General features: G+C 67.4%; 26 protein-coding genes and 2 tRNA genes. 13 read left to right on the top strand and 15 right to left on the bottom strand.

Annotated elements, in window-relative coordinates; translation table 11 throughout:
- Positions 1-93: 93 nt before the first annotated feature.
- The 5 genes from BKK80_RS36455 to BKK80_RS36450 all read right to left on the bottom strand — a co-directional run bounded on the left by BKK80_RS36455 (position 94) and on the right by BKK80_RS36450 (position 3,117).
- Entirely contained in the window at positions 94-963 is an 870-nt protein-coding gene (locus BKK80_RS36455; protein ID WP_157903223.1) for a DUF6731 family protein, read from the bottom strand.
- Between the two features lie 89 nt (positions 964-1,052).
- The gene (locus BKK80_RS13305) at positions 1,053-1,715 is read right to left on the bottom strand and encodes an SOS response-associated peptidase (RefSeq protein ID WP_071069766.1); all 663 of its coding nucleotides are present in this window, start codon (positions 1,713-1,715) and stop codon (positions 1,053-1,055) included.
- 50 nt (positions 1,716-1,765) lie between these two features.
- The gene (locus BKK80_RS13300) at positions 1,766-2,170 is read right to left on the bottom strand and encodes a hypothetical protein (protein WP_071069764.1); all 405 of its coding nucleotides are present in this window, start codon (positions 2,168-2,170) and stop codon (positions 1,766-1,768) included.
- Positions 2,154-2,471: a hypothetical protein gene (locus BKK80_RS13295; RefSeq protein ID WP_071069762.1), complete on the bottom strand. Its 318-nt coding sequence runs from the start codon at positions 2,469-2,471 to the stop codon at positions 2,154-2,156. Before BKK80_RS13295 ends, BKK80_RS13300 begins: the two co-directional genes overlap by 17 nt.
- Before the next feature lie 463 nt (positions 2,472-2,934).
- A complete protein-coding gene (locus BKK80_RS36450) occupies positions 2,935-3,117 on the bottom strand; it encodes a hypothetical protein (RefSeq protein ID WP_157903222.1) in 183 nt (60 codons plus the stop codon).
- Between the two features lie 32 nt (positions 3,118-3,149).
- On the opposite strand from BKK80_RS36450, the gene BKK80_RS13290 reads away from it, so the two are divergent.
- From BKK80_RS13290 to BKK80_RS13285, 3 genes are all read left to right on the top strand, one after another.
- A complete protein-coding gene (locus tag BKK80_RS13290; protein ID WP_071069760.1) occupies positions 3,150-3,356 on the top strand; it encodes a hypothetical protein in 207 nt (68 codons plus the stop codon).
- A 351-nt stretch (positions 3,357-3,707) separates the two neighbouring features.
- Positions 3,708-3,884, top strand: coding sequence for a DUF1232 domain-containing protein (locus BKK80_RS37985; RefSeq protein ID WP_083384106.1), 177 nt, complete (start codon positions 3,708-3,710; stop codon positions 3,882-3,884).
- Between the two features lie 440 nt (positions 3,885-4,324).
- On the top strand, positions 4,325-4,747 hold the full coding sequence (locus BKK80_RS13285) for a PadR family transcriptional regulator (RefSeq protein ID WP_197523925.1): 423 nt from the start codon (positions 4,325-4,327) through the stop codon (positions 4,745-4,747).
- On the opposite strand, the gene BKK80_RS13280 is transcribed toward BKK80_RS13285, so the two are convergent.
- Positions 4,723-4,968, bottom strand: coding sequence for a hypothetical protein (locus BKK80_RS13280; RefSeq protein ID WP_071016451.1), 246 nt, complete (start codon positions 4,966-4,968; stop codon positions 4,723-4,725). The genes BKK80_RS13285 and BKK80_RS13280 overlap by 25 nt on opposite strands.
- A gap of 432 nt (positions 4,969-5,400) precedes the next feature.
- Between BKK80_RS13280 and BKK80_RS13275 the strand changes: the two genes are divergently transcribed.
- Positions 5,401-5,589 (top strand): hypothetical protein, encoded by a 189-nt coding sequence (locus BKK80_RS13275; RefSeq protein WP_071013593.1) that lies wholly within the window; start codon positions 5,401-5,403, stop codon positions 5,587-5,589.
- Positions 5,590-5,641: 52 nt separating this feature from the next.
- Here the strand turns inward: BKK80_RS13275 and BKK80_RS13270 are convergent, their stop codons facing one another.
- The 3 genes from BKK80_RS13270 to BKK80_RS13260 all read right to left on the bottom strand — a co-directional run bounded on the left by BKK80_RS13270 (position 5,642) and on the right by BKK80_RS13260 (position 7,438).
- Positions 5,642-5,854 (bottom strand): DUF2188 domain-containing protein, encoded by a 213-nt coding sequence (locus BKK80_RS13270; protein WP_071013591.1) that lies wholly within the window; start codon positions 5,852-5,854, stop codon positions 5,642-5,644.
- A gap of 174 nt (positions 5,855-6,028) precedes the next feature.
- On the bottom strand, positions 6,029-6,640 hold the full coding sequence (locus tag BKK80_RS13265; protein ID WP_083384229.1) for a 2OG-Fe(II) oxygenase: 612 nt from the start codon (positions 6,638-6,640) through the stop codon (positions 6,029-6,031).
- A gap of 93 nt (positions 6,641-6,733) precedes the next feature.
- On the bottom strand, positions 6,734-7,438 hold the full coding sequence (locus tag BKK80_RS13260; protein ID WP_071013582.1) for a GntR family transcriptional regulator: 705 nt from the start codon (positions 7,436-7,438) through the stop codon (positions 6,734-6,736).
- A 217-nt stretch (positions 7,439-7,655) separates the two neighbouring features.
- Here BKK80_RS13260 and araD point away from each other — a divergent pair, with 217 nt between their 5' ends.
- The 5 genes from araD (at position 7,656) to BKK80_RS13235 (ending at position 12,898) form a co-directional block, all read left to right on the top strand.
- Complete coding sequence (araD, locus tag BKK80_RS13255; RefSeq protein ID WP_071069759.1) at positions 7,656-9,395, top strand: L-arabinonate dehydratase; 1,740 nt, start codon at positions 7,656-7,658, stop codon at positions 9,393-9,395.
- A 69-nt stretch (positions 9,396-9,464) separates the two neighbouring features.
- Positions 9,465-10,184: a ribonuclease activity regulator RraA gene (locus BKK80_RS13250; protein WP_071069758.1), complete on the top strand. Its 720-nt coding sequence runs from the start codon at positions 9,465-9,467 to the stop codon at positions 10,182-10,184.
- Positions 10,185-10,387: 203 nt separating this feature from the next.
- Positions 10,388-11,395 carry a Bug family tripartite tricarboxylate transporter substrate binding protein gene (locus BKK80_RS13245; protein WP_071069757.1) on the top strand — a complete coding sequence of 336 codons (1,008 nt, stop codon included), beginning with the start codon at positions 10,388-10,390 and terminating at the stop codon, positions 11,393-11,395.
- Between the two features lie 131 nt (positions 11,396-11,526).
- Positions 11,527-12,465, top strand: coding sequence for a 2-hydroxyacid dehydrogenase (locus BKK80_RS13240; protein ID WP_071013571.1), 939 nt, complete (start codon positions 11,527-11,529; stop codon positions 12,463-12,465).
- A 118-nt stretch (positions 12,466-12,583) separates the two neighbouring features.
- Positions 12,584-12,898, top strand: a complete 315-nt coding sequence (locus tag BKK80_RS13235; protein ID WP_071013569.1) for a hypothetical protein — start codon at positions 12,584-12,586, stop codon at positions 12,896-12,898.
- 24 nt (positions 12,899-12,922) lie between these two features.
- Here the strand turns inward: BKK80_RS13235 and BKK80_RS13230 are convergent, their stop codons facing one another.
- The gene (locus BKK80_RS13230; protein WP_071013566.1) at positions 12,923-17,803 is read right to left on the bottom strand and encodes an NAD-glutamate dehydrogenase; all 4,881 of its coding nucleotides are present in this window, start codon (positions 17,801-17,803) and stop codon (positions 12,923-12,925) included.
- Between the two features lie 131 nt (positions 17,804-17,934).
- Entirely contained in the window at positions 17,935-18,408 is a 474-nt protein-coding gene (locus BKK80_RS13225; RefSeq protein WP_071013564.1) for a hypothetical protein, read from the bottom strand.
- Positions 18,409-18,705: 297 nt separating this feature from the next.
- On the opposite strand from BKK80_RS13225, the gene BKK80_RS13220 reads away from it, so the two are divergent.
- On the top strand, positions 18,706-20,244 hold the full coding sequence (locus tag BKK80_RS13220) for an acetyl-CoA hydrolase/transferase family protein (RefSeq protein ID WP_071013561.1): 1,539 nt from the start codon (positions 18,706-18,708) through the stop codon (positions 20,242-20,244).
- Positions 20,245-20,332: 88 nt separating this feature from the next.
- Here BKK80_RS13220 and BKK80_RS13215 read toward each other — a convergent pair whose 3' ends face one another.
- The 3 genes from BKK80_RS13215 to BKK80_RS13205 all read right to left on the bottom strand — a co-directional run bounded on the left by BKK80_RS13215 (position 20,333) and on the right by BKK80_RS13205 (position 22,429).
- The gene (locus BKK80_RS13215; protein WP_071016449.1) at positions 20,333-20,719 is read right to left on the bottom strand and encodes a hypothetical protein; all 387 of its coding nucleotides are present in this window, start codon (positions 20,717-20,719) and stop codon (positions 20,333-20,335) included.
- Between the two features lie 244 nt (positions 20,720-20,963).
- Positions 20,964-21,923 carry a tripartite tricarboxylate transporter substrate binding protein BugE gene (locus BKK80_RS13210; protein ID WP_156811373.1) on the bottom strand — a complete coding sequence of 320 codons (960 nt, stop codon included), beginning with the start codon at positions 21,921-21,923 and terminating at the stop codon, positions 20,964-20,966.
- 430 nt (positions 21,924-22,353) lie between these two features.
- Positions 22,354-22,429 (bottom strand) — tRNA-Lys (locus BKK80_RS13205).
- A gap of 185 nt (positions 22,430-22,614) precedes the next feature.
- On the opposite strand from BKK80_RS13205, the gene BKK80_RS13200 reads away from it, so the two are divergent.
- Complete coding sequence (locus BKK80_RS13200; protein WP_071069756.1) at positions 22,615-23,523, top strand: LysR family transcriptional regulator; 909 nt, start codon at positions 22,615-22,617, stop codon at positions 23,521-23,523.
- Between the two features lie 216 nt (positions 23,524-23,739).
- The gene (locus BKK80_RS13195; protein WP_071069754.1) at positions 23,740-25,131 is read left to right on the top strand and encodes an 8-oxoguanine deaminase; all 1,392 of its coding nucleotides are present in this window, start codon (positions 23,740-23,742) and stop codon (positions 25,129-25,131) included.
- Positions 25,132-25,321: 190 nt separating this feature from the next.
- Here the strand turns inward: BKK80_RS13195 and BKK80_RS13190 are convergent.
- Positions 25,322-25,397, bottom strand: a tRNA-Lys gene (locus BKK80_RS13190).
- 269 nt (positions 25,398-25,666) lie between these two features.
- On the opposite strand from BKK80_RS13190, the gene BKK80_RS13185 reads away from it, so the two are divergent.
- Entirely contained in the window at positions 25,667-25,930 is a 264-nt protein-coding gene (locus tag BKK80_RS13185; protein WP_071013551.1) for a DUF1488 family protein, read from the top strand.
- The last annotated feature ends 277 nt before the right edge of the window (positions 25,931-26,207 follow it).

Here is a 26,207-nt window from a genome sequence, read left to right as displayed (position 1 = left end):
CAAAGACTAGGTTCATATGCCATGCCGTTACCGCGGCCGCCGTCGCAATGGCGGCCGGGTAGGATTTCTCCCAAATGCGGGCGACAGGGATTCTTACTTTTCCCATTCTCGATAAGCCTGTTCCAGGAGGGCGAACATGTGGTCCGGCGAATAGCGCCTGCCCTGGGTGCGAGGAATACTGTCAGCATTATACTCCACGCATTTCTTCGATTCTAGAAGGTTCAGTTCCTCGACTGCATCGTCTTCATCCGCCTTGGCCGAAACAACCAGCTTGTCATTATCTCCATTGCGGCCAAGTACTTTATCTACCATTTTTTGGACAGTTCCCTTGTCCAACTGATTCTTGCGTTCACGCGCATCGACTGAAAATGTAACCCTCATTCGTCGTGCTGTCCCATCCACTGCTTGATTAATTGCCCCCTGGAGGCCGCTTCCTCCAAAGTAGGCTATGTCCGTGGCCGACACGTCGTCGATCACCACATCGATAGCTGTAACGATCTTCTTGTCCGCATACTTGTCGAGGGCGTCGCTGCTCAGAACCGGCAAGAGACTATGGCCGCCTTCGCCGTATGCACCGGATTGCAGCAGATATTCTTGAATTTTAGATGCTCGCACACCAAAATGGTTGTACTGAATAACTGCACGTTGAGAGGCTGGCGCATACAGCATAGAGGTTTCCTCCGAAAGGATCTCATCCTCGTCTAGCTCGAGATCTTTTGCGGCCTCTTCCAAGGTGGCCACTGCGGGCCAATTGTCGTTCCGGAAACGAGAGAACCGAAGCAGCCAATAGGCTTTATCAGCAGTTGGCGGGGTAAGATGATCCAGTCGCACGTCTATGTAGTTACAGTTTTTCGTGCGATCGGATATATCTACAGCTGCTAGTTTGCCGAGCAGCGTCTCGAGTGGCTCGGTTTTGGCACCATAACTTTCCACCTTAAAATAGTGGATCTTGATCTTCTTCATCGTCACCTTCCCTGTATCGGATGACGCGTGAGTTTAAACGCCGTAGTTGTCCTTTCCTTCCGCCGCAAAGGGTTACGTGTTAACCCTAGTTATGCCGTTGCTGGCTCTGCCACCAAGGAATCGGGTGGGCTTAGTTGCAGGAAACTCCGCGCCACCTCCGGATCCCGACACGTCAGCCAGTCATCCCAATGCCCGCGCGGCACGATCACGATGCCTCGCTTCTCCTTCCCCGGCGCGTGCATGCGCTTCATCACCGGGTGGTGGTCGGCGTTCACCGTCAGCATGGTGAACGTGAAGGCCCCATCCGGCCAATCCCTCCAAAGTCCGGCTACCCCGAACGCCGGCTCGTCCTTCATCCAGATCCGGTACCGCACCGACTTGGGCCCGTGCTCGTAGTTCGGTTCGTAGAAGGCGGTCATCGGCACCAAGCAGACCTGGCCCTTCTTCCAGGAGCCTGAGAAGGACGCCTTCGAGCCGAGCGTCTCGGCCCGGGCGTTCATGGTGTCGTAGTCCTTCAGCTTCGGCGGCGCGCCGGTGCGCTCTTCCTGCTCGGCATTGCGCCGCTTGATCTCGGCTCGCGGGATCATGCCGAAGCCGGCCAGCACGCAGTCGCGGCGGCCGTCCTGGTCGGCGCGCATGATCGGGGCCGGGTAGTCGCGCCAGGTCTCGGACTTCCAGACCGACGCCGGCGGCTCGACGCCGAAGACGTCGCGCAGCAGCTGGGCCTGCACTGGGGCGTAATTCGTGCACATCGGCGATTCCTCCCGATCGTTGGCGCAGCGCCTGGGCCGCGCATGCAAGCCTACCCGCCGCGGAGGCGCCGGGCTTCCCGCTCGGCCTCGCGCCTGGCCTCGCCGGCGGAGATCGCGCGCTCCGGCTGCGGCCCGAAGTCGGAGGCCGGGCCAGGGTAATCGATCCTGCCTGCCATGACGCAGGCTTCCCGCTTGAGCGCGGTCCGCAATGCATGCAGGTAGGGCGCAATCGCGGTCTCGAGCGGGATCTCGGCGACCAGGAGCTGGTCGAGTTGAGTCGGCGCCAGCATGTCGGCCAAATCCTGGGCGCGCTGGGCGAGAGCCTGCAGCCGGGCGATCTCCCACAGCAGGCGCTTGACCTCGGGGGTAGGGCAGCGCTCGTAGAGCGCCCGCAACTCGGCCTTGGTCAGCGCCGGCGGGAAGCTGCGCGACCGGCCGCTACGCGTGGTCGGCATCGGCGTGCGCCGTGTCCGGGGTGACCGGCTCGGCTCGGTAGGCCATCCAATAGTGGTAGTAGCTCTTGTGGTGGCGGGAGAGCTTCCGCTCGAAGAAGATCCGGACGGTACCGAAGTTGCCGGCCTCGATGACCACCTCGGCATGCGTGCGGCTGTCGCTGTCGGCGGGGCCGAGCGTCTGCCGCGCCTGGTGCACGTAGTCGCCCGCGATGTATGCCAGGACGCCGTTCGCCGGGTTGATGGTGGGGCCGCGCGAGTCGCTGTCGGACTTGTCGACCGGGCGGAGCTTGGGATTGCCCATGATGCATCACCTGCTGAATACTGTATGGATATACAGTATAGCCTGGGTGCCAGGCTTGGCGAGAACAGCGGTGGGAACCCGCGCTTCCTCGGTCAGCCATCCGTCAGCGATGGCGCGTAGACTGCGGCCCTTACACTTCCGGCCCGTCGACGCTCCCCGCCGAGGCGGGCCTTTTTTTTGCCCTTGAAAGTGTCCAATAACACCAGCAGAGAAGGGCGCCAAGCCGCATGAATACGTGATGTGTATCCTCTGGTCTTATTGGACACGGATCCCGGAATCCGTTGCCAGTATTGGGAAAAGTGCTTTTCCAGTACCTGCATGGGGTGCAGGTGGTCGGAGGTTCAAATCCTCTCGCCCCGACCAAATTAAGGCCCGCGTAATCATTCGATTACGCGGGCTTTTCTCATTCTGGCGTCAGCGCTTTGCGTGATATCAGACCGTGATATTAGAAACTCTCTAATATTCAGGCGGACGGCAGCGGTAAGCCGCATCGACACTGGCATCTGGCGCTGCGTGATGTAGCCCTCGGTCGTGGCGCGGGCCGGCTGCTGTCCGATTCGCGCCAGAAAGCACTGCGATGCTGCTCGCAGTCCGAGCGGATGGCCTCGGCCTTGCCGACGAAGCGCAGGTTGATCAGGCCCGTCATGCTAGGATTCCTCTGACATCGGAGGGCCTGCTATGGAATTTCGATACCGAGGCCGTGAAATCCTGATTCACGTCAGGCTGGTCACCAGCGGTCATTGGGACTGGTCGTATGTCGTTCGAGGGCATGGCCATAGGCAGAATGCCGGCGAACTGGCTTCGTCCGAAGCCGTGGCGATCGACGAGGCTCTTGCCGCTGCGAAGCGGGAGGTCGACCAGGTTGCCGCTGACGGCGAGGACTAGCGTCTGCCAGACCGCACTACCCAGACCCACCCATACCTACCGATTCGCATCCCAGGCACCGGCGCCGTGGAAGTTGTTCCAGCGGCAATGGTAGTGCCGGGGCGGCATGGTGCTGCGGGGACAGTCGCGCTTGATCCGTACCCACCGCAAGTATCGGTGTTGACTTCGTTGTGGCGTCGTCCCTCTGGCGCTGCGAAGCACGCCTGAACGGAATCCTGGGGGCCGAGGTGGAACGGTCAATCTGGTAGCGCATGCGTCTGGCCGCACGCGAGATCAAGCGTGATGCGGTGGCGCTTTGGTTGGCATATCGGCACCCGCGCATGCCACTAGCCGTCAAGTCACTCTGTCTCCATCGTCGGCCCTCTTGAGCTGGTTCCGGATTTCATTCCGGTGTTTGGCTATGCGGACGATGCGCTTCTGTTGCCTGGATTGATCCTACTCGCGGTGCGCTTGTTTCTATCGGTTGGTCGGAAACATGTCCGCAATCTGATTGTTCCGGACAAGCCGCGTTTCGACGGTACCGAGTAGACTCGCGCCGTTGCACTTCCGGTCCGTCGACGCTCCCCGCCGAGGCGGGCTTTTTTTCTCTTCTTGCCACATGGAGTGCACGTCTGTCACGCCCGCCGGCGTCTTGAGGCCCGCATGCGGAATGCGAGTGCCGTCGTTGCCTGCGTCTTCCGCCACTGCCCGCTTCAGCGCGGCGGCCTCGTCGTGGTCTGACTGCCGGGGCCACGATCACCCGTCGGTCCTCTTCGGACAGAACGAGAATGCGGCGGCTCCCGCGTGTTGTCGGAAAGGTTGAGGCCGAGGAGCGGTCGGAAACGGGCCCTCTTCCCGCGGTCGGCGACGGGGCTGATCCGTAGACTTGCCGGATTGGATTCCGCCCCCGGTGTGCCGGATATTCCTGCGCCGCGCCGCCGGGGGTGCGCGGCGCATCGGGCGTCGCTTCAATCTCCTGTGGCTGCGATATGAAACGAGAGTCGCTTGATTTGCTGGCGCAGTTCTACGTGCTCCAACTGGTGCTGGAAATGCCGGCCACGGCAGTGGAACTGGGGGACCGGCTCCTCGAGTACCACACGGCGGGCGGTATCGCTGCGGTGAGGCCGCTGTTGCGCACACTGCTGACGAAGGGGTGTATCGCGAGCGCGGCGAGGGACGGCGTCGGGCGCGTGTATTTCATCACCGAACTCGGCAGAGGGGTGCTGGACAACAGCCGTGTATTGCTCGACACGATGTTCCATCGGAGGCCTGCAGGCACCGGTTGCGCGATCGTGCCGGCAGACGGCGGGCGGGCTGATGTGTCGCCGCTGGTGTCGCCGCTGATCTTCGCAAGCCATGCCGAGGTCGATGGCGACAGCCGCGCCCGTCAGTCGTCCAGGGTCGGGATCTGACCTTCCCTGGTCAGGATGCGAGGGGAGTCCATCTGTCCCGTTTCCTCGTCGACCAGCACCTCGTAGGCGGCGACGCCCGCGAAGCTCGATGCCATGGCGGTGGCGATGCGGATGGCGCTGACTTCGCTGGAAGCCTGGCGGATTTCCCCGGGCTGCAGTGCGTCGCCGTTGCCCTTGCGGTAGGGCACGACGATGTATTTGACAGTGCGGGTATCAGTCATGGCGGAAGCGGGCATCGTGGAGTCTCCGTGCGTGGGTGATTGCTGCGCAATGTACTACAGAATACTGTATGAATGTACAGTAGTCGAGGCCCGGTGCGAGGCTTTGTGGCAGACGGAGGATCGTGGGATTCCGCGCTGGCTGGCGGCGATGCGGCGCGCGAAAAAAAAGGGCTGGTCGGCCAGGCGAGGCCGCCAGCCCGCGCAGGGCGCAAGTGGTTGAGGGCCTATTGTCGGGCGCGGTGCGGTGGAAATTGTTACGCAACTGTGTATTGGCGGGCGCGCTGCTTGCCGCCGCCGCGGCTCGGGGGAGGGGGCGTGGCGGGCATGGCCGGGCGCGGAAGTCATGGCGGCCGGATGGGCGCGCTGAGATAATCGGCCGGGCGGCGCGCTGCGAAGGCAGGCGCGCCAATTCGTACCGATATGAGGAAACCCATGGAACCAGATGATGTGATCCGAGAGTTCGAGCGGCTTGCCCTCGACGAGGCGGAGGAACTCCCGGTGGACGACGCGATCGCGCGGCTGGCGATGCTGCTGACCGATCCGGCGATCCAGGGGCGCGAGCGCACCCTGCTGATCGAGGTCGGCGCGACGCTGTACCGCTACGGCATGCAGGGCGAGTGAGCGCGGCGTGCCGCGCCGATGTCCCGAGCCGGAGAAATCGCGGTTCGGGACGCTAGTCTTTCGCGCGGAAATCGTGGTGGCGGCGCACGGCGCCATCTTCCCCGTGAATGAACAATTCGACGCCATCCAGCCTGGCCTTCTGCTCGCCGGCCGCCACGGCTTCCAGCAGCGAGGGGTAGTGCGAGGTGGCGCCGTCCGTGCCTTCGACCTCGACCGCCCAGCCATTGTGCGCGGTCAGCACGACGTGGATGTTGGGTGCCGTCATGGGTGGCCTCCTGCCGCCTGAGCGGTACCCGTTATTTATATGCCATGGTGCCGGCGCCCGCCACTCGGCGGGGCTGTGCATTGCCGCAGGCGATGGTCCTGCGCGCTGGCGCGGACGGGCGCGCCGAAACGAGGCGCGCCGGGGTATCCGCGCGGCACGCGGCGGCGTATCCCCTCAGGCGGCGGCGTCGGTGCGGAACCAGCCGGTCAGCGCGCGCCGCGGGCGTCGGCAGGGCAGCACTGCATGCGGGATCAGTTCGCTGCGGAACAGTACCAGGCGGCCGCCCTGCGGCAGGATGCGCGCGCTTTCGCGCGTGTCGTCATCGGCCGCATGGATGGCCAGTTCGCCGCCATCGTCCGCATCCCACTCCGGGTTCAGGTACAGCACCAGCGAGATGCGGCGGTGCGGGCTGCCGCGATGCTGGTCGAAGTGCTTGCGGTAGCCGGTGCCGACGGGGTAATGGGAGAAATGGAATTCCTCGCGGCGCAGGCCGAGGAAGTAGCGCTGGTTGAGCTCGGCGCGCAACTGCGCGGCCCAGTCCATGAACGCGTCCATGACCGCGTCGCCGTGCCTGCGTTCGAGCCACAGGATGGAATCGCCCCGTACCGTCTCGTCGCGCGTGGCGGCCTCGCCGCGGCCGATGCGCGCGGGATGGAAGCGGCCGGCCTGCCAGGCGGCCTCGCTGCAGGCGTAGAGCTGCTGCCTGAAGGCCGGCGCGATGCTGTCGTCGCAGACGGCCCAGCCGCGCGCTTCCAGCATTTCGAACAGGGCGGGGGTGACGGACATGGCGGGACGGGCGGCGCGGATCGGCGGGGCGCCCATTTTACGCAGCCGCGGCGGGCATGCGCTAGTGCCAGGGCGGCGCTGGCGCGGCCGGTGCTAGCGCAAGTAGTCCTGGAAACGCGCGCGGATGTCGTCGAGGTTGGTCAGGGTGCCCGACAAGTGGCGGCGCAGGCGCGCCTGCGCCGCGGCGGGGTCGCCCGCGGCGATCGCGTCGACGATGCCCATATGGTCCTCGACCACCGCGCGCGCCTTGTCGTCGATGGGCAGATGCAGGCGCCGCAGCCGGTCCAGGTGGCCGCTCTGGCGGCGCACCAGCAGCCACAGGTCGGGCACTTCGGCGGCGTCGTAGAGCTGGCGATGGAAGGTCTGGTCGGTGCGCGACAGTTCGGCGAAATCGCCCGCCACCAGCATGGCGTGCTGGTAGGCGAGACTGGCGCGCAGGCGCTGCACCAGTGCCGCGTCGGGACGCTCTGCCAGGCTGCGCACGATCTCCAGTTCGACCGAGCGGCGCAGGAAGTGCGCCTGCTGTGCCAGCGCGATGCTGATCGGGCTGACCACGGTCGCGTGCTGCGGGAAGACGTCGACCAGGCCTTCTTCGCTGAGCCGGATCAGCGCATCGCGTACCGGTGTCTGGCTGGTGCCGTACTCGGCGGCCAGGTCGGCCCGCGACAGCACGCTGCCCGGCGGCAGTGCCATCGAGATGATGCGTTCGCGCAGGTGCTCGAAGACCTGTGGCGCGGCGTGGCGCGTGCGGTCGAACTGGAACGCGGCAAGCGCGGGGGACTGAAGGGTGTCTTCCATGGATCGGATGCGATGCCTGCCGGCGCGGCGCGCCGGCAGCGATGCGCGATTCTAGCTGAGTGGACCGGGTTTGACACACTAATATATTAGTGCTCTAATCCTTCACAACAAAAAGCAAACAAGCGTGGCGACTGCCGCGGGCGCGCCCGGACGATGCATCGTCCGTGGGGCGCCGCCGCTCCGTGTCGCCGCCGGCGGCCACCGCATCGGAGGAGACATGACCGCACCCAAGAAGACGCCTGAGGCGCTGCGCAGCGCCCGCTGGTTCGCGCCGGACGACCTGCGCTCGTTCGGCCATCGCTCCCGCATCATGCAGATGGGCTACGCGCCCGAGGAGTGGATGGGCAAGCCCGTCATCGCCATCCTGAACACCTGGTCCGACCTGAATCCTTGCCACGGACACTTCAGGCAGCGCGTGGAAGACGTCAAGCGCGGCGTGCTGCAGGCGGGCGGATTCCCGGTCGAGCTGCCGGCCATTTCCTTGTCGGAGAGCGCGGTCAAGCCGACCACCATGCTCTATCGCAACCTGCTGGCGATCGAGGCCGAAGAGCTGATCCGCTCGCATCCGGTCGACGGTGTGGTGCTGATGGGCGGTTGCGACAAGACCACGCCGGGCCTGCTGATGGGTGCCACCAGCGCCGGCGTGCCGGCCATCTATGTGCCGGCCGGGCCGATGCTGCGCGGCAACTGGAAGGGCAAGGTGCTGGGCTCGGGCTCGGATGCCTGGAAATTATGGGACGAGCGCCGTGCCGGCAAGCTCAGCGATGCGGAATGGACCGGCATCGAGGGCGGCATCGCGCGCAGCCACGGTACCTGCATGACGATGGGCACGGCCAGCACGATGACGGCCATCGCCGAAGCCATCGGCATGACGCTGCCGGGCGCGTCCTCGATCCCGGCAGCCGACGCCAACCACATCCGCATGTGCTCTGAGGCGGGCCGGCGCATCGTCGGCATGGTGTGGGAGGACCTGGTGCCGGCGCGCATCCAGACCCGCGCTGCCTTCCTCAATGCCATCGTGGTGGCAATGGCGATGGGCTGCTCGACCAATGCGATCATCCACGTCATCGCCATGGCGCGGCGCGCCGGCTGCGAGATCGGCCTGGACGATTTCGACGCCGCCAGCCGCCGGGTGCCGGTTATCGCCAATATCCGACCCAGCGGCGATACCTACCTGATGGAGGACTTCTTCTATGCCGGCGGCCTGCCGGCGCTGATGAGCCGGCTGCGCGGCCTGCTCGACCTGGAGACGCTCACCGTCACCGGCCGCACCCTGGGCGAGAACATCGCCGGTGCCGAGGTCTGCAACGATGACGTGATCCGGCCGCTCGAACAGGCCCTCTACGAAGAAGGCGCGCTGGCCGTCCTCAAGGGCAATATCGCCCCCGACGGCTGCGTGATCAAGCCGAGCGCCTGCGAGCGCCGCTTCTTCCGCCACACCGGCCCCGCGCTGGTGTTCGACGACTATCCGTCGATGAAGGCGGCGATCGACGACGAGGACCTCGATGTCAGCGCGGACCACGTCCTGATCCTGCGCAATGCGGGCCCTCAGGGCGGGCCGGGGATGCCCGAGTGGGGCATGCTGCCGATCCCCAAGAAGCTGGTCAAGCAGGGCGTACGCGACATGCTGCGGATGTCGGATGCACGCATGAGCGGTACCAGCTATGGCGCCTGCATCCTGCACGTGGCACCCGAGTCGTATATCGGCGGCCCGCTGGCCCTGGTGCGCACCGGCGACCACATCACCGTCGACATCGGACGGCGCAGCATCCATCTCGAGGTCAGCGACGAGGAGCTGGCGCGCCGGCGCGCGCAATGGACGCCGCCGCCGCCGCGCTTCGAGCGCGGCTATGGCTGGATGTTCTCGCGCCATATCCGCCAGGCCAACGACGGCTGCGACTTCGACTTCCTGCAGACCGATTTCGGCGCCCCCGTCGGCGAGCCGAGCATCTACTGACCGATCGACCCTCACGCACCCGGCTTCCGCCGCGGGAGCCAGGTGCCCAGCCTGCGAGCCCCCAACGCCATGAGCGAACTCAGCCAGACCCTGCGCAATCAACTCAAGACCGTCAGCACCGCCACGCTGTGCACCGCGCTGTTCAAGCGCGGCCTGCGCAACCAGTTCATCCAGGACGTGCGGCCGCTGAACCCCGAGGCCGGACCCATGGTCGGCGAGGCCTTCACGCTGCGCTACATTCCCGCGCGCGAAGACCTCAACCCGATCACCGTATTCCAGGACCGCAACCACCCGCAGCGCCAGGCGATCGAGCAGTGCCCGCCCGGTGCGGTGATGGTGATCGACAGCCGCAAGGATGCGCGCGCGGCCTCGGCCGGCTCGATCCTGGTGACGCGGCTGATGCAGCGTGGCGGCGCGGGCATCGTCACCGACGGCGGTTTCCGCGACTCCCCCGAGATCGCACGCCTGGGCATGCCCGCTTACCACCAGCGGCCGTCGGCGCCGACCAACCTGACCCTGCACCAGGCCATCGACATCAATGTGCCGGTGGGCTGTGGCGATGTGGCAGTGTTCCCGGGCGATGTCGTCGTCGGCGATGGCGAGGGCGTGGTGGTGATCCCGCGCCACCTGGCCACGGAGATCGCCCTGGAGGCGGTCGAGATGACCGCGTTCGAGGACTTCGTCACCGAGGAGGTGCAGCGCGGCCGTTCCATCATCGGCCTCTATCCGCCGACAGACGAGCGTGCCCGCAGCGACTTCGCTGCCTGGCGTGCCGCCAACGGCCGCTGACGGCCGCTGACGGCCGCTTACGCCGGCACGCGCTCGCTGAGCGCCGCCGCGGCGGCATCGGAATCACCGGCACCGGACGCCAGCCCGTGGGTGGCGCCGGCCTGCACCCCAGGCGCTGCAGGACGTGGCGGCCGGCGAGGTGCCGTTCCTGTTCGACCAGCTGACGGCGGGCGATGCCATGGATCACGAGGGGGAGCGCGGACATGAAATACATCGGACTGCAGATGGGACGGATGGCGCGCGGCGCAGCCGTGCTGGCGGCAATCTGCGCGGCGCTGGCGGCCTTGCCCGCGCGGATGGCGGCAGCGGCGGAGGCGTGGCCGGCCAGGCCCGTCACCATCATCCTGCCGTTCGCACCGGGCGGCGGCACCGACCTGGCCACGCGGCTGGTGGCGCAGAGGCTGTCGCAGCTGTGGGGGCAGCCGGTGGTGGTCGACAACCGGCCGGGCGCGGCAGGCAACGTCGGGCTGGAGCTGGCTGCGCGTGCCCGTCCCGACGGCTATACCCTGGTATCCGGCAATGCCGGTACCCAGGCGGCCAATCGCTGGCTGTACAAGAAGCTCAACTACCAGCCCGACGCCTTCGTGCCGGTCAGCCTGATGGCGGAACTGCCCTTCGTGCTGGTGGTGACCGAGAAGCTGCCGGCCGCCAGCGCGCGCGAGCTGGTCGCGCTCGCCAAGGCCCGCCCGGGCAAGCTCACCTTCGCCAGCTCGGGGCAGGGCGGCACGCCGCACCTGACGGCGGAGATCTTCGAGGCGGCCACCGGCGCGGAGATGCTGCACGTGCCCTACAAGGGCGGTGGTGCCGCCATGGGCGACCTGATCGCGGGCAATGTCGACATGCTGTTCGCCTCCATCCTGGAAACCGCCGGGCACGTGAAGGCGGGCAAGCTGCGCGCGCTGGCGGTGACGGGCAAGGTGCGATCGCCCGTGCTGCCCGGTGTGCCGACGCTGGCCGAAGCGGGCATCGGCGGCGCGGAGTCGGGCTCCTGGGCCGGCCTGCTGGCGCCGCCGGGCACGCCCCAGGCCATCGTCGACAAGATCGCCGACGGCGTACGGCAGGCCGTGGCGGACCCGCAGGTGCGTGCGCGCCTGCTGGAGCAGGGCGCGATTCCGGTGGGCAGCACGCCGGCGCAGTTCGCCGCGCAGATCGCCGCCGACAGCCAGCGCTTCGCCAGGATCATCCAGGACCGGCATGTGAGCCTGGACTAGTGGCGAGTCACAAGTGTGCGGAGCCGCGAATCCTGGAGACAGGACTCCGGTTCCTCTCCAATCACGTTCGACCACCACCAGGATCGACCACCACCAGGATCGACCATCACCAGGAAACAGGAAACGCAGCGATGAAACCCCGTTTGTTGCAGCACGGCAGACTGCCTGACGCGCTCGAGGCGCGCCTGGCGGCGCAATACGATGTCCATCCCTTCTGGCAGGAGCGCGATCCGGCCGCCTTTCTCGCCGCGCATGGCCACGAGTTCGTGGCGCTGACCACGCGCGCGGCGCACGGCGCGGATGCCGGGTTGATCGGTGCCTTGCCCGCCCTGCGCGTGATCTCGAGCTTCGGCGTCGGCCTGGACAAGATCGACCTGGAGGCGGCGCGCGCGCGCGGCATCGCGGTCGGCTTCACGCCCGATGTCCTCAACGACTGCGTCGCCGATGCCGCCTTCGCGCTGCTGATGGACGTGGCGCGCGGCATCAGCGCGGCCGACCGCTTCGTGCGGCGCGGCGACTGGCCGCGCGCGGCGTTCCCGCTGAGCACGCGGGTCAGCGGCAAGCGGCTGGGCATCGTCGGCATGGGCCGCATCGGCAAGGTGATCGCGCGCCGTTCGCAGGGTTTCGACATGGAGGTCCGCTACCACACCCGCGGGCCGGCAGATGGCGTCCCGTATGCGCATGAGCCATCGCTGGAGGCGCTGGCGCGCTGGTCTGACTTCCTGGTCATCGCCACCGCCGGCGGGCCGCAGACGCGCGGCCTGGTCTCGGCGTCGGTGATCGAGGCGCTCGGTCCGCAGGGCTTCCTCATCAACATCGCACGCGGCAGCGTGGTCGACGAAGAGGCGCTGGTGCGCGCACTGGCAGCAGGCCGGCTGGGCGGTGCCGGGCTCGATGTCTTCGCGCACGAACCCGAGGTGCCGGATGCCTTGCTCGGCCTGGACAACGTCGTGCTGCTGCCGCATATCGCCAGCAACACGCGCGAGACACGGCAGGCCATGGCGGACCTGGTGGAACGGAATCTCGCGCACTTTTTCCAGCATGGCAAGGTGCGCGAAGCGGCCATCTGACGCCGTTCGCCGGCGCGCGGGGCGCCTCGGGCAGTGGCTGGACATACCCAACCTTCGTAGGGGGCGGGGTGCGGCGCCGCCAGCTAAAGGCTGTCCCGGTGGCGACGTTAACGTGGGCATGAAGCAAAGTGACCATTCCCATGGGGCCGCCAATGCCGAACTGCTTGGCTGGACCGGCGCCTCGCCGCAGGTGATTGCCCGCGTCCTCAATGCCGCGCTGGATGCGGAAGACCTGACAGGCTTTGCCGCCCTGTTGTCGGACATCGCCCGCGACAAGGGGCTCAAGGGTGATCGCGGCGCACACCAGTCGATTTTCGACATGCCCTACGCCAGCCTGCTGCCGCGGCAACAGCACCTGCTCGCTGACGCCTTTGATCTCTTCATCCGTTTCGGGCTGGAACTCCGCGCGCGCGAGGCCGAACAGCAGGACTGAGCCTGCACCGGGACGGTGCAGGCTTCAGCACCGCTCCAGCAATCCGATCTCGCGCACCGCGACCGACAGCACAGACAGTCCGCCGGCACCGCTGGCGCGTTGTTCGGCGAGCATCTGCGCGTAGTGCTCGAGCCGTTCCTGCCGGTTGGCCCGCCAGGCAGCGATCAGCGCTTCCGGCGTGTCCGGCTCGTGTGGTTGCGATAGCACGCTGGCGGTCAGCACGCGCCGCAGTCTGCTCAGGTCTTCCAGCATCGAGGTGCGTGCCAGCAGGTCCCAGCGCGTGTCCACCGGCAGCGCCAGCGCGCGATCGCGCAGCCAGCCGAAGCTGAGCAGGGCATCGAGCGCGAAATACGCGCCGGCGGCGACCGCGAGGTCGCGCCCGGTGTCCGCCGCCACTTCCGCAATGTCCAGCGCCGCAGCACTGATTTCCCCCGCCGCGACGCGCAAGGCCAGTTCTCCGCCCACGCCGGCATCGAGCAGCGCCTGGCGGCGCTCGGCCAGGGCGGCCGCACCGGCCTCGTCCAGCAGTGCCGGCAACTGCGGCGTCAGCCATGCCGCGGCGCTGGCGAAGCGTTCCGCGCTGCCGGCCGGCAGGCCGGCTCCGTTGCGCAGGTGGCGCAGCAGCCAAAGGGCCGCACGTGCCATCAGGCGGGCCACGGCGGCGAACATCTGCGCCTGCTGGGCATCGGGCACGCGATTGTCGAGCGCATCGATCTCCTGCCAGAGCGGCTCGAGCCCGAACACGCGGCGCGCGATCATGCAGGCACGCACGATATCGGCCGCCGCCGCGTCGGTTTCCTCCATCACGTGGTGCACGAAGGTCGCGCCGATCCGGTTGATCAGCAGGTTGGTCAGGTGGGTCGACAGGATCTCGCGCCGCAGCGGATGGTGTGCCATGGTGTCGCGATAGCGCTCGCGCAGCGGCTGCGGGAAGTAGTCCACCAGCAAGCCGACGGCCAGCGGGTCGTCCGGCACCTCCGAGGCCAGCAGCGCGTCGTACAGCCACATCTTGCTGTAGGCCAGCAGCACGGCGCGCTCCGGCGTGGTGAGCCCCGCGCCGGCGGCCTTGCGCTGGGCGATGTCGTCGTCGGAAGGGAGAAACTCCAGCGGGCGGTTGAGGCGGCCGGCGCGCTCCAGGGAGCGGATCAGCCGGGCCTCCGGACCCAGCAGCTCGGCCGCATAGCGGCTGGCGACCGACAGCGCCTGGGTCTGGAAGTAGTTATCCTGCAGCACCAGTTGCCCGACTTCCTCGGTCATCTCTGCCAGCAGCTTGTTGCGCTGCTTCTCGGTCATCTCGCCGTCGGCCACCACCAGGCCGAGCAGGATCTTGATATTGACCTCGTGGTCGGAGCAGTCGACTCCGGCGGAATTGTCGATGGCATCGGTATTGATGCGCCCGCCGCGGCGGGCGAACTCGATGCGGCCGAGCTGGGTGAAGCCGAGATTGCCACCTTCGCCGACCACCTTGCAGCGCAGGTCGGCACCATTGACCCGTACCGCGTCGTTGGTGCGGTCACCCACCTGCTGGTGCGTCTCGCTGCTCGCCTTGACGTAGGTGCCGATGCCGCCGTTGTAGAGCAGGTCGACCGGCGCCAGCAGGATGGCATGGATCAGCTCGGCCGGCGACAGGGAGGTGGCTTCGGTGCCGAGCGCGGCCCGTACCTGGGGCGACAGCGCGATCGCCTTGGCGCTGCGCGGATACACGCCGCCGCCGGCGGAGATCAGGCGGCTGTCGTAGTCCGCCCAGCTCGAGCGCGGCAGCGCGAACAGGCGCTCGCGCTCCTGCAGGCTGGACGCCGGATCCGGGGCGGGATCGAGAAAGATATGGCGATGGTCGAAGGCGGCCACCAGTTGGATATGCGGCGACAGCAGCATGCCGTTGCCGAACACATCGCCCGACATGTCGCCGATGCCGACCACGGTGAAGTCGTTGTTCTGCGTGTCGACGCCCATCTCGCGGAAGTGGCGCTTGACGGATTCCCAGGCGCCGCGCGCAGTGATGGCCATCTTCTTGTGGTCGTAGCCGACCGAGCCGCCGGAGGCGAAGGCATCGCCCAGCCAGAAGCCGTATTCGGCCGAGATCGCATTGGCGTAGTCGGAGAAGCTGGCTGTGCCTTTGTCGGCGGCGACGACCAGGTAGGGGTCGTCGGTGTCCAGGCGGACCACATCGGCTGGCGGGACGACCGCGCCGCCGGCAAGATTGTCGGTCAGGTCGAGCAGGCCGCGCAGGAACAGCTGGTAGCAGGCCACGCCTTCCTGCAGCCAGGCGTCGCGCTCGCTGGGCGGTGGCGGACGCTTGACGACGAAGCCGCCCTTGGAGCCGACCGGTACGATCACTGTGTTCTTGACCATCTGCGCCTTCATCAGGCCGAGCACCTCGGTGCGGAAGTCCTCGCGCCGGTCCGACCAGCGCAGGCCGCCACGCGCGACGCGGCCGCCGCGCAGGTGCACGCCTTCCACGCGTGGTGAGTAGACCCAGATCTCGAACATCGGGCGGGGCTCGGGCAGGCCCGGCACGCGGGAGGGGTCCAGCTTGACCGACAAGTAGGGGTGGGCCAGGCCATCGGCGCCGCGCTGGAAGTGGTTGGTGCGCACGGTGGCTTCGATCACGCCGAGGAACATGCGCAGGATGCGGTCCTCGTCGAGGCTGGGAACCTGGTCCAGCGCACTGTCGATTGCCTCCAGCAACTGTTGGCAGCGTTCGGCGCGTGCCGTCTCGGGCCCGGCCGGGTCGAAGCGGGTGATGAAGAGCGTGACCAGCCGCGCCGCGATCTCCGGATTGCCGGTCAGCGCGCGTTCCATGTAGGCGTTGCTGAACGGCGCGCCGGCCTGGCGCAGGTACTTGGCATAGGCGCGCAGGATGGTGACGTCGCGCGCTGCCAGCTCGGCGCGCAGCACCAGGCGGTTCAGGTCGTCGCTTTCGATGCGTCCGTCCCAGGCCTGGGCGAAGGCATCCTCGAACAGGGCCTTGACACGATCGATATGCAGGTCGAGCCCCTCGGCGGCGCGACCGCTTCCGCTTTCCGCGCCGTCGGCGAGCTCCAGGCCGAAGTCGTGCATCCAGAGCGGCGCCGCGCCGGCCGGCTCGATGCGGTAGGGGCGTTCATCGTTGACGCGCACGCCGAGGTGTTCCAGCAGCGGCAGGCTGTGCGACAGCGCGATCGGCGCGCCGACATGGTAGACCTTGAGCCGAAGCATGCCGGCCGGAGCCTCGATCGGGCGGTACAGGTTCATCGCCAGCCCGTTGCCATGGCTGGCGGCTTCGGCCAGCTCGACATCGCGTACTGCGCTGCGCGCCGGGTAGTCCTCGCGGTAGCCGGCGGGGAAGGCCTCGGCATAGCGGCGCAGCAGCCGGTTGCCGGCGGCCTCGCCGCTGGCGGCGAGCAGGGCGTCGGCAAGGTCGTCCTGCCAGCGGCGCGTGGCCTGCACGATACGGGCTTCGAGTTCGGCGGTGTCGACCTGCGGCATGGTGCCGGGCGCGCCGCGCACGATCATCTGGATGCGCGCCAGCGGTGCTTCCGACAGCAACGGCGTGAATTCGCAGCCCTGGCCGTTGAAGGCTTCGACCAGCAGCTTCTGCAGGCGCTGGCGCAGGTCCGTGTTATAGCGATCGCGCGGCACGAAGACCAGGCAGGAGACGAAACGGTCGAAGCGGTCGCGGCGCACGAACAGTCGAACCCGTTGGTGTTCCTGCAGCCGCAGGATGCCCAGCGCGTTGACGTACAGCTCTTCCTCGTCGGCCTGGAACAGGTCGTCGCGTGGATATTGCTCGAGGATGGTGGTGAGGGACTTGTACAGGTGCCCGCGTGCCAGGAAGCCGGCGCGCTGCAGGATGTTGGCGCACTTGCGGCGCACCAGCGGAATCTCGCCGCTGGAGACCATATAGGCCGTGGAGGTGTACAGGCCGACGAAGCGGCGCTCGCCGAACAGATTGCCGTCGGCATCGAGCAGCTTGATGCCGATGTAGTCGAGGTAGCCGGGGCGGTGCACGGTGGCGCGCGAATTGGCCTTGGTGAGGAAGATCGGCGAGTCGCCGGCAATGATGGTGGAGGCTGCCGCCGGCAGCGGCGTCAGCTCTTCGGCAGCCGGGTCGCGCAGGCTGGGGCGCAGGATGCCGGAGCCGGAGTCCGGCAGGCCGCGCAGGAAGTAGCGCCCGTCCTGGCTGATCAACTGGTAGTCGCGCTGGCCGAGGAAGCAGAAATGGTCGTCGATCATCCACTGCAGGAAGGCGCGTGCCTCGGCGGCATATGGCGTGGCGGCGTCGGCGGCGCCTGCCATGGTCGCGATGGTCGCACGTGCCGTGTCCTGCATGGCCGGCCAGTCGTCGACCGCGGCGCGCACGTCGCCGAGGATGCGTGCGACGCCGGTGCGCAAGGCCTCGAGCTGTGCCGCCTCGCTGCAGCGGTCGATCTCGAAGTGGATGAACGATTCGAGGCGCGATGCCTCCGTCGCGCCGCCGGCATCGGCGGTGCCCAGGCTGACGCGGGCGATCGCGCCATGGGCGTCGCGCCAGACGCGGAAGACCGGATGCAGCGCGGAATGCAATGACAGCCCCTGGCGATTGACTTCCATCGTCACCGAGTCGACCAGGAAGGGCATGTCGTCGTTGACGATCTCCACCACGGTGTGGTCGGAGTGCCAGCCGTGCTCCTCCAGCCGGGGGTTGTAGACGCGCAGGCGGGCCGTGCCCGAGACGAACTTGCGTGCAGTCTGCCAGTGGGCCATGGCCGCGCCGTAGAGGTCGGCCACGTCGCGCTGCAGCAGATCCTCCGCGTCGCTGAGGTCATAGTAGTGGCGCAGGAACGGCTCGACCACCGGCGCCGTGGCCTGGGGCAGGCGCCCGCGCGCGAACTCGATCAGCGCATCCAGGCGTTGTGCGACCTTGTCTTCTTGTTGCGGCAGCATGTTGCCTCCCCGGCGAGGTGCTTGTGCATGCTCCCACTTTAGGCAATCTGCGCGGCCGGAGCGGTCCCGCCGGGGAATTTCGCGTGATGCACTGCCATGCGGGCCGTGCCGGCGGCCCGGGCCGCACCGGCTCAGGAGGCCGCTTCGGTCTCCTGAGCCGGCGCGAGGCGGCGCTGGCGCCCGGTGTGGTCGTGCAGGGTGCCTTTCATGCGTTCAAGCAGCGATCCCAGCGCGACCCGTTCCTGTGCATTGAAGGGGGCCACCGATACCGAGTGCAGGGCCTTGACGGCCTGCCAGACGCGCCGTACCCGGTCTTCCGCGTCAGTGCGGATGCGCGGCGCCTCGCTGCCCGCGAAACTCAGCCAGCCGTCGTCGCGCAGTTCGCGCAGCAGTCTCTCGGACCAAGGGGGATCGATCAGCACCGGACCGCACAGGGCGGCACCGCGCGTGAAATTGCCGCGTGCGATGGCGCGCAGCAGCAGCCACTTCACGTAACTCAGCCCGGCGGCGGACAGGGTGAGCTCGAGCGCGCCTTGCCAGGCAGTCATGGCGTCGGTCAAGGCGAGGATCAGGGGTTCGCTGGCTTCGAGTGCACTGGATGGCATGAACGGCGTGTCTCCTTCGGGTTTGCCGACACCCTAGCAGAAAGGCCTGAGTGCGATGCAGCATGGCGCCGATATCCCGCGGCTGCGTGGGGGCATGGTGCGCTATCCGGCGGATGAAGGCGTGAGGGGAGCAGGGCGAGATATGACGCAGGATTTTCATGAAAAAAGCGACTTAATCGTATGACTTTAAATCCCCGCGGGAATGTGAAAGCCTTCGTACACTTCTGCATGCACTTGCGGTGCGCGCCGCAGCGGCGTGTGGCCGCGGCGGGCGCCTCCGCTGAAGGAGACACTCTGATGTACCAAGAACGCATCCGCCTGCCCCGGCTCCATGACAAGGTGATGGAGGCCGACGAGGCCGCCAAGCTGATTCGAGACGGCATGGTGGTCGGCATGAGCGGATTCACCCGGGCCGGCGACTGCAAGGCCGTGCCCTTCGCGCTGGCGCGCCGCGCGGCAGACGAGCCGTTCAGCATCACCCTGATGACCGGCGCCTCGCTCGGCAACGACATCGACAAGGTCCTGTCGCAGGCGGGCGTGATCGCGCGCCGCCTGCCCTTCCAGTCGGACGAGACCCTGCGCCGCAAGATCAACGCGGGTGAGGTCATGTTCATCGACCAGCATCTGTCCGAGACCGTGGAGCAACTGCGCGGCGGGCAGATCGCGCCGATCGACGTGGCGGTGGTGGAGGCGGCCGCCATAACCGAGCAGGGCGGCATCGTGCCGACGACCTCGGTGGGCAATTCCGCCAGCTTCGCCATGCTGGCCAAGAAGGTGATCGTCGAGATCAACCTGAACATGCCGCTGGCGCTCGAAGGCCTGCACGACATCGCCTTCCCGGTGCAGCGCCCCCACCGCCAGCCGATCCCGCTGATCTCCGTCGACCAGCGTATCGGCCTGCCGTACATCCCGGTCGATCCGGAGAAGATCGCCGCGATCGTGATCACGGCCAAGGACGACAGCCCGTCCAACGTGCTGCCTCCGGACGCGGAGACCCGGCAGATCGCCGGGCACCTGATCGCCTTCCTCGACCGCGAGGTGCGCGCCGGCCGGCTGTCGCCCTCGCTGCAGCCGCTGCAGGCGGGTATCGGCACCATCTCCAATGCGGTGCTGCACGGCCTGATCGACTCGCCCTTCTCCGACCTGAAGATGTATTCGGAGGTGTTGCAGGACAGCACCATCGAACTGCTCGACGCGGGGCGCCTGAGCTTCGCCTCGGCGTCCTCGGTCACCTTGTCGCGCGATGTCTATGCGCGCTTCCTCAGCCGGCTCGACCACTACCGTTCGCGCGTGCTGCTGCGCCCGCAGGAGATCAGCAACCACCCGGAAGTGATCCGCCGGCTGGGCCTGATCACCATCAATACCGCGCTGGAGTGCGATATCTACGGCAACGTGAATTCCACCCACGTGCTGGGCACGCACATGATGAACGGCATCGGGGGCTCCGGCGATTTCGCCCGCAATGCCCACCTGTCGGTGTTCGTGACCAAGTCGATCGCCAAGGGCGGCAATATCTCCAGCGTGGTGCCGATGGTGGCCCACGTCGACCACACCGAGCACGACGTCGACATCATCGTCACCGAGCACGGCCTGGCGGACCTGCGCGGTCTCGCGCCGCGCGAGCGCGCGCGGGAGATCATCAACCACTGTGCCGACCCGCTCTATCGCGATGCCCTGCGCGACTACGTCGCGCGCGCCAGCGTGCGTGGCGGCCAGACGCCGCATCTGCTGGAAGAGGCATTTGCCTGGCACCTGCGCTATCGCGACCACGGTTCGATGCGCGAGGATGGTCCGCTGGCGGCTGCCGTGCAAAAGAAAGAGCCCGCCTGCGCGTGAGCGCGGGGCGGGCCCGGGGCCACGGTCGCGGCGGGCCGTGGCCGTGCGCATCGGCGCGCGGCCGGGCTTGCGCCGGCCGCGCCGGTGCTTACTGCTTCTTGGCGCCGTCGGTGTAGGGGTCGAACTTGCCGGCCTTGGCGCCGTCGGTGTACGGGTCGGCCTTGCCGGCCTTGGCGCCATCGGTATAGGGGTCGAACTTGCCGGCCTTGGCACCGTCCGTGTACGGATCGGCCTTGCCGGCGGCGGGGTTCAGGTTGGCCTCCGTCGACTTCTTGCGGGCACCTTCGCTGTACGGATCGAACTTGCCCTTGCGCGCGGCCGAGCCGGTCGGGTCGGTCTTCTTCTTCTGCGCGCTGTGCGCGCCGCCGTACAGGTCGCCGCCCTCCGTGTAGTTCTTCTGCGCATGGGCCAGCGGCGCCATGGCGGTGAACGCAAGAGTGGCCAGGGCCAGGGTAGAGACGGTCTTCTTCAGCATCATCTTCCTCGCTAGTGATGGCCTCGCGCGGCATGCGCGCGGCGCTGACTACGATATCGGGGCGGGCCGCCCGGCCTCAAGTCCCCGCGAGGTGAAACATTCCTCTAATTCGATTGAACGCTTTCTCGCATGACGCCAGCCTGCGCCAGATCAAAAGTACCGCCGATAATCGAACGCAGATGAGGCGCCGGCCATCCGGATAAGGACGCCCGGCCGGTTCGTTGCCGGCCGGGCGACGTGCAGCTTACTCCAGCGTGATGTTCTGGTCATGCGCGATCTTCTTGCGCATTTCCAGTTCGCGCTTGATCTGCGCCGCATATTGCTGCGGCGTATTGCCGTCCGTATAGGCGCCGCTGTCGGCCAGGCGCTTCTTCACCGCCGGGTCCTGCAGGGTCTTGACGGCGGCGTCGTGCACGCGCGCGATCACGGCGGCCGGCGTATTGGCCGGCGCGACCAGACCGTACCAGGCCATGTTGTTCATGTCCTTCATGCCGGCCTCGGCGAAGGTCGGCACGTCGGGCAGGCCTTCCACGCGCTTGGGCGCGGCCACCGCCAGCGCGCGCAGCTTGCCCGCCTGGATGAAGGGCATGGAGGAGGGCAGGTTGTCGAACTGCGCGCTGACCTGGCCGGCCAGCGTATCGTTGAGCGCCGGACCCGATCCGCGATAGGGGATGTGCACCATGTCGGTCTTGGTCAGGAACTTGAACAGTTCACCGTCCAGGTGGGAGATGCTGCCTTTGCCGGCCGAGGCGTAGCTGAACTTGCCCGGGTTGCTCTTCAGCAGCGTGACGAACTCGTGCACGCTCTTGGCCGGTACCTTCGGGTTGACCGTCAGGACGTTGGGCACGTTGACGAGGTTGCTGATCGGCGCGAAATCCTTGATCGGGTCATAGGGATTGCGCGCGTTGGTGGCCGGATTGGTCGCCATGGTGCTGACCGTGGCGATGCCCAGCGTGTAGCCGTCCGGGGCCGACTTGGCGAGAGCGTCGGCGCCGATCGCGCCGCCGCCGCCGCCGCGGTTCTCGACCACGACGGGCTGGCCCAGCTCGCGCCCGATGCCGTCGGCGACCGAGCGTGCGACGATGTCGGTGGTGCCGCCGGCCGCGAACGGCACGATCAGGCGGATCGGCTTGGTGGGATAGGACTGAGCCAGGGCGGTGCTCGCCGGGATGGCGGCGACAAGCGCGGCGACGGCGCCGGCGATCGATGCGAATTTCAAGAATGCCTCCAACTATGCTTTGTTCGTTTGCAGAAGCCCGGCAGCAAGGCCCGGCGCTACCCGCACAGGCAGCCCGCTTGCGTCGGGGATCGCGTCTGGTTCCGTTAAGCGGAACTCTGTTTCGCAATATGGGCTGGGTCGCCATTCAAGCGCGAAAGCACGGCCCGCGGAATCGGTAACTACCCGGCTTGCGCGGAGTCGGAAAAACCTGAAAGGAGGGGCGCTGCTTGGATATGGGCGCGGGCGGCGGTGGTGCGGTTGCCGCTGAGTGGCGGCAACCGTGGCGGCGCAGTCGCGGGAAGTCAGGGTGACGGCGACCGTTGCTTCGCCCGAATCCGGGCGGACCCAACGCTTCCAAAGCGCCCAAGCAAAAAAACCGGAAGCGGTGAGGCTTCCGGTTTTTCTGGGAATTCGGTGGTGGGGCGTGAGTGACTCGAACACTCGACCTACGGATTAAGAGTCCGCTGCTCTACCAACTGAGCTAACGCCCCCCGAAGAAGAACGAAATTCTAGCAAGGCTATTCCGATCGCGCAAGCACCGAATTCAAATTTCTTTCTGGCGGCGGCAGGTCGTGAGAGCATGCGCGATGTCGCCATGGGGCGCGGCATCGTGCATCGCCGCCGGTGCGGGTCCGCGCTGGCGTCTCGCCCTTGTTCCGCTTCTCTTCATCACGCCATGCATGCCAGAGTCCTGCGTTATCTCGACGAGGTGGTCCGCTGCGGTTCCATCCGCAAGGCGGCCGAGGTGCTGCACGTCGCGCCGACCGCAGTCAATCGCCAGATTCTCGACCTCGAGGCCGAGCTGGGCGCGCCGCTGTTCGAACGTATCGGCAAGCGGCTGCGCTTGACGCCGCTGGGCGAGATGGTGCTGGCCCACGTGCGCCAGACCTTGCGTGAACATGCTGCCCTGCTCGGGCGCGTGGAGGAGCTCAAGGGCGCGCGCCGTGGCGAGGTTGCACTGGCCACTACGTCCGGCCTGGCCGCTTCGCTGATGCCCGCGCTGGTCGGCGCATTCCGGGCGCGCAATCCCGGCATCGTGGTGCGGCTGCTCGACCTGCCGGTCGAGGCGATCGCCGCTGCCGTCGTTGCGGGCGAAGTGGATCTCGGGCTGGGTTACGACCTCCCCGCGCATGCGTCGCTACGCGTGCTGGCGGGCAACGATTGGGGTATCGGTGCGGTCATGGCGCCGGGTCATCCCCTCGCCGGCGCGCAGGCGCTCCGACTGGCCGACTGCCTGGGGCATCCGCTGATCCTGCCGGCGCCGGCGCTGTCGATCCGCGCCATCCTCGACGAGGCGCTGGCACACGAGGGGCTGGTGGCGGTGGCGGCGGTCGAAAGCACGTCGACCGCGTTGATCCAGCGCCTGGCGGCGACCGGGGCCGGCGTGGCCTGGCTCAACCCGCTCGATGTGGTCGAGGCGCGCCGCCGTGGGGAGCTGGCCTATGTGCCGCTGCGCGACGCTCACCTGCGGCGGCAGGCGTTGACGCTGGTGGCGCGCCGGCAGGGCGGGGCGGCGGTGGCCGTGAAGCTGTTCGCGCAGGCGCTCGAAGCGGAGCTGGCGGCGCGCTCGGCGGAACTGGGCTGAGTTTTCCGCGCCGGACGCGGCCACGCACGCCGCGGCGGCGCTGTGCAACTTTTGTGGACAGCGTCGGCGCAATTCTGCGCTTGGCGCCGGCCCCGGCCCGCCCCTAGACTGGGCCCCGTCCATCCCGGGCGCGGTCGCTCCGCCTGTCGAGGCGTCTGCCGCGCAGCGTTGCCGGGTTTTTCCCTTTCCTTGCTGCATCGATATCGGAGCCTGTCCATGACGCTGATCCTGCTCAACGCCGACGTGCTTGTCACCATGGATGCCGGCCGGCGCGAGATCGCCGGCGGCGCGCTGGTCGCGCAGGGGCCCGCCGTCGAATGGGTGGGCGCCACCGCGGACCTGCCCGTGGCCTATCGCCGCCAGATCGACGAAGGCCGCGCCCAGGTGCTGGACATGCGCGGCCATGTGGTCATCCCCGGCCTGGTCAATACCCACCATCACATGTACCAGAGCCTGACGCGCGCGGTGCCCGCCGCGCAGGACGCGGAGCTGTTCGGCTGGCTGACCAGTCTCTACATGCTGTGGTCCCACCTGACGCCCGAGATGATCGATATCTCGACCCGTACCGCCATGGCGGAGCTGATGCTGTCCGGTTGCACCACCACCAGCGATCACCTCTACCTGTATCCGAACGGGGCGCGCCTGGACGATTCGATCGCTGCGGCGCAGGCCATGGGCATGCGCTTCCATGCGGCGCGTGGTTCCATGAGCGTCGGCCGCAGCCAGGGCGGCCTGCCGCCCGATGCGGTGGTCGAGGACGAAGCCGCCATCCTGCGCGACAGCCAGCGCCTGGTCGAGCAGTACCACGACGCGCAACGGCACGCCATGCTGCGGGTCGTGCTGGCGCCGTGCTCGCCGTTCTCCGTGTCGCGCGAGCTGATGCGCGAGTCGGCGCTGCTGGCGCGGCAGTACGGTGTGTCGCTGCATACGCACCTGGCGGAGAACGACAACGACATCGCCTACTCGCGCGAGAAGTTCGGCCTGACGCCGGCGCAATATGCGGAAGACCTCGGCTGGATCGGCCACGATGTGTGGCATGCGCATTGCGTGAAGCTGGATGAGGCTGGCATGGCGCTGTTCGCCCGCACCGGGACCGGCGTGGCCCATTGCCCTTGCTCGAACATGCGGCTCGCCTCCGGTATCGCGCCCGTGCGCGCCATGCGCGACATCGGCGTCAAGGTGGGGCTGGGCGTCGACGGCAGCGCCTCCAACGACGGCGCCCACATGCTCGGCGAGGCGCGCCAGGCGCTGCTGCTGCAGCGCGTGGGCTACGGCCCCGCGGCAATGAGTGCACGAGAGGCGTTGGAGATCGCCACGCTGGGCGGGGCCAGCGCGCTCAACCGTGACGACATCGGCGCGCTGGCGCCGGGCATGTCGGCCGACTTCGTCGCCTTTGACATGTCGGATGTGGGCTATGCCGGAGCAGGCCACGATCCGGTGGCGGCGCTGGTGTTCTGCACGCCGGGCAAGGTGTCGCTCAGCGTGATCCACGGCAAAGTGGTGGTGCGCGACGGCGAACTGCTGACAGTCGAGCTGCCGCGGGTGCTGGAGCGCCATCGCGCGCTGGCCCGCACGCTGTACGAGCGTGCCCGGCACGGCGGCGCCTGAGCTGCGGCTCGGGCGGCGGGCGGCACAGGGTGCTTCAGGCGCGCCTTGCGCACGTGATGTCCGCGCTTCTGCTGCGATGAAACCGCCAAGCCGGCGCGAGGAAGCGGAAGCGGTCCGCCGAAAGCGAAAATCGCCCGCCAAAAGCAAAAAACCGGAAGCGGCGAGGCTTCCGGTTTTTCTGGGAATTCGGTGGTGGGGCGTGAGTGACTCGAACACTCGACCTACGGATTAAGAGTCCGCTGCTCTACCAACTGAGCTAACGCCCCCCGAAGAAGAACGAGATTCTATCAGCATTTTCAGATCTGTCAAATCTTTTTGCGTGATCCCTTTCGGCAAGGGGGCGAGCGCACCTTCTTTGCGGCGCTTGCGGCGTGCATTAGGCGCGGGTGCGCACGCCTGCGCCGGCAGCGCATGGCGCGGAACTCCCGGCGCTGCCGGTGGTCTTCCCGCACAGAGGGCATGGCTGGCGCGCGCTCACGATTTGCACGGAGCCATGTTAGGATGTTTGCTCACTTGCATATGGAGGGCTGTACCGATGGAAATCAAATTCCAAGAGCAAGAGCGCTACGACATCAATAACGAAGGCTTGCTGTTCCATGCCATTGTCAATGGCGAAAAGGTGACTTGCGTGGTGACGCGCGAGGCGCTGTGGGAAGGCTTCAGCGCCGATCAGGTGCTGTCGCTCGAAGAGGCATTCCGTGCCGGGCGCGAGACCATCGAGCGCGCTGCGGTCGTGCTGATCGAGCAGGGTGCCGCACAACCCATCGTGGTCAAGCGCGCCCACGTGGCACCGCTCTGAGGTGGCGTTGCCGCGGCCTGCCTTCCGGCCAGGCGTGCAGATTGCCGCGGACGCCCGCCTCGCTGTCAACCATCCCTTGCCTGATCGCTCCCTACCGGACCGTCGTCCAGCCTAGCGGCATTCCACGCAGCGTCCCAACCGTCATCCCTCAGTCCCGCTTCGCAGTTCCCGTGGCTCCTGCCGCCTGCGTGCCTGCACGCGGATCGTGCGGTTCGTTTTCCTGTCGTCCCTGACGCTTCGTTCCGAACGGCCGTCTTGCGGCTTCCGACGCGGCGAC

This window comes from Cupriavidus malaysiensis (assembly GCF_001854325.1).
Lineage (GTDB): Bacteria > Pseudomonadota > Gammaproteobacteria > Burkholderiales > Burkholderiaceae > Cupriavidus > Cupriavidus malaysiensis.
Note: the sequence above shows the minus strand (reverse complement) of the source record. Positions and strands in the feature narration are given on the sequence as shown.

What these genes read in the sequence shown, in the direction of transcription:
- BKK80_RS36455 (WP_157903223.1), bottom strand. Translation starts at nt 963, where the DNA reads ATGAAGAAGATCAAGATCCACTATTTTAAGGTGGAAAGTTATGGTGCC.
- BKK80_RS13305 (WP_071069766.1), bottom strand. Translation starts at nt 1,715, where the DNA reads ATGTGCACGAATTACGCCCCAGTGCAGGCCCAGCTGCTGCGCGACGTC.
- BKK80_RS13300 (WP_071069764.1), bottom strand. Translation starts at nt 2,170, where the DNA reads ATGCCGACCACGCGTAGCGGCCGGTCGCGCAGCTTCCCGCCGGCGCTG.
- BKK80_RS13295 (WP_071069762.1), bottom strand. Translation starts at nt 2,471, where the DNA reads ATGGGCAATCCCAAGCTCCGCCCGGTCGACAAGTCCGACAGCGACTCG.
- BKK80_RS36450 (WP_157903222.1), bottom strand. Translation starts at nt 3,117, where the DNA reads ATGACGGGCCTGATCAACCTGCGCTTCGTCGGCAAGGCCGAGGCCATC.
- BKK80_RS13290 (WP_071069760.1), top strand. Translation starts at nt 3,150, where the DNA reads ATGGAATTTCGATACCGAGGCCGTGAAATCCTGATTCACGTCAGGCTG.
- BKK80_RS13285 (WP_197523925.1), top strand. Translation starts at nt 4,325, where the DNA reads ATGAAACGAGAGTCGCTTGATTTGCTGGCGCAGTTCTACGTGCTCCAA.
- BKK80_RS13280 (WP_071016451.1), bottom strand. Translation starts at nt 4,968, where the DNA reads ATGACTGATACCCGCACTGTCAAATACATCGTCGTGCCCTACCGCAAG.
- BKK80_RS13275 (WP_071013593.1), top strand. Translation starts at nt 5,401, where the DNA reads ATGGAACCAGATGATGTGATCCGAGAGTTCGAGCGGCTTGCCCTCGAC.
- BKK80_RS13270 (WP_071013591.1), bottom strand. Translation starts at nt 5,854, where the DNA reads ATGACGGCACCCAACATCCACGTCGTGCTGACCGCGCACAATGGCTGG.
- BKK80_RS13265 (WP_083384229.1), bottom strand. Translation starts at nt 6,640, where the DNA reads ATGTCCGTCACCCCCGCCCTGTTCGAAATGCTGGAAGCGCGCGGCTGG.
- BKK80_RS13260 (WP_071013582.1), bottom strand. Translation starts at nt 7,438, where the DNA reads ATGGAAGACACCCTTCAGTCCCCCGCGCTTGCCGCGTTCCAGTTCGAC.
- araD (WP_071069759.1), top strand. Translation starts at nt 7,656, where the DNA reads ATGACCGCACCCAAGAAGACGCCTGAGGCGCTGCGCAGCGCCCGCTGG.
- BKK80_RS13250 (WP_071069758.1), top strand. Translation starts at nt 9,465, where the DNA reads ATGAGCGAACTCAGCCAGACCCTGCGCAATCAACTCAAGACCGTCAGC.
- BKK80_RS13245 (WP_071069757.1), top strand. Translation starts at nt 10,388, where the DNA reads ATGAAATACATCGGACTGCAGATGGGACGGATGGCGCGCGGCGCAGCC.
- BKK80_RS13240 (WP_071013571.1), top strand. Translation starts at nt 11,527, where the DNA reads ATGAAACCCCGTTTGTTGCAGCACGGCAGACTGCCTGACGCGCTCGAG.
- BKK80_RS13235 (WP_071013569.1), top strand. Translation starts at nt 12,584, where the DNA reads ATGAAGCAAAGTGACCATTCCCATGGGGCCGCCAATGCCGAACTGCTT.
- BKK80_RS13230 (WP_071013566.1), bottom strand. Translation starts at nt 17,803, where the DNA reads ATGCTGCCGCAACAAGAAGACAAGGTCGCACAACGCCTGGATGCGCTG.
- BKK80_RS13225 (WP_071013564.1), bottom strand. Translation starts at nt 18,408, where the DNA reads ATGCCATCCAGTGCACTCGAAGCCAGCGAACCCCTGATCCTCGCCTTG.
- BKK80_RS13220 (WP_071013561.1), top strand. Translation starts at nt 18,706, where the DNA reads ATGTACCAAGAACGCATCCGCCTGCCCCGGCTCCATGACAAGGTGATG.
- BKK80_RS13215 (WP_071016449.1), bottom strand. Translation starts at nt 20,719, where the DNA reads ATGCTGAAGAAGACCGTCTCTACCCTGGCCCTGGCCACTCTTGCGTTC.
- BKK80_RS13200 (WP_071069756.1), top strand. Translation starts at nt 22,615, where the DNA reads ATGCATGCCAGAGTCCTGCGTTATCTCGACGAGGTGGTCCGCTGCGGT.
- BKK80_RS13195 (WP_071069754.1), top strand. Translation starts at nt 23,740, where the DNA reads ATGACGCTGATCCTGCTCAACGCCGACGTGCTTGTCACCATGGATGCC.
- BKK80_RS13185 (WP_071013551.1), top strand. Translation starts at nt 25,667, where the DNA reads ATGGAAATCAAATTCCAAGAGCAAGAGCGCTACGACATCAATAACGAA.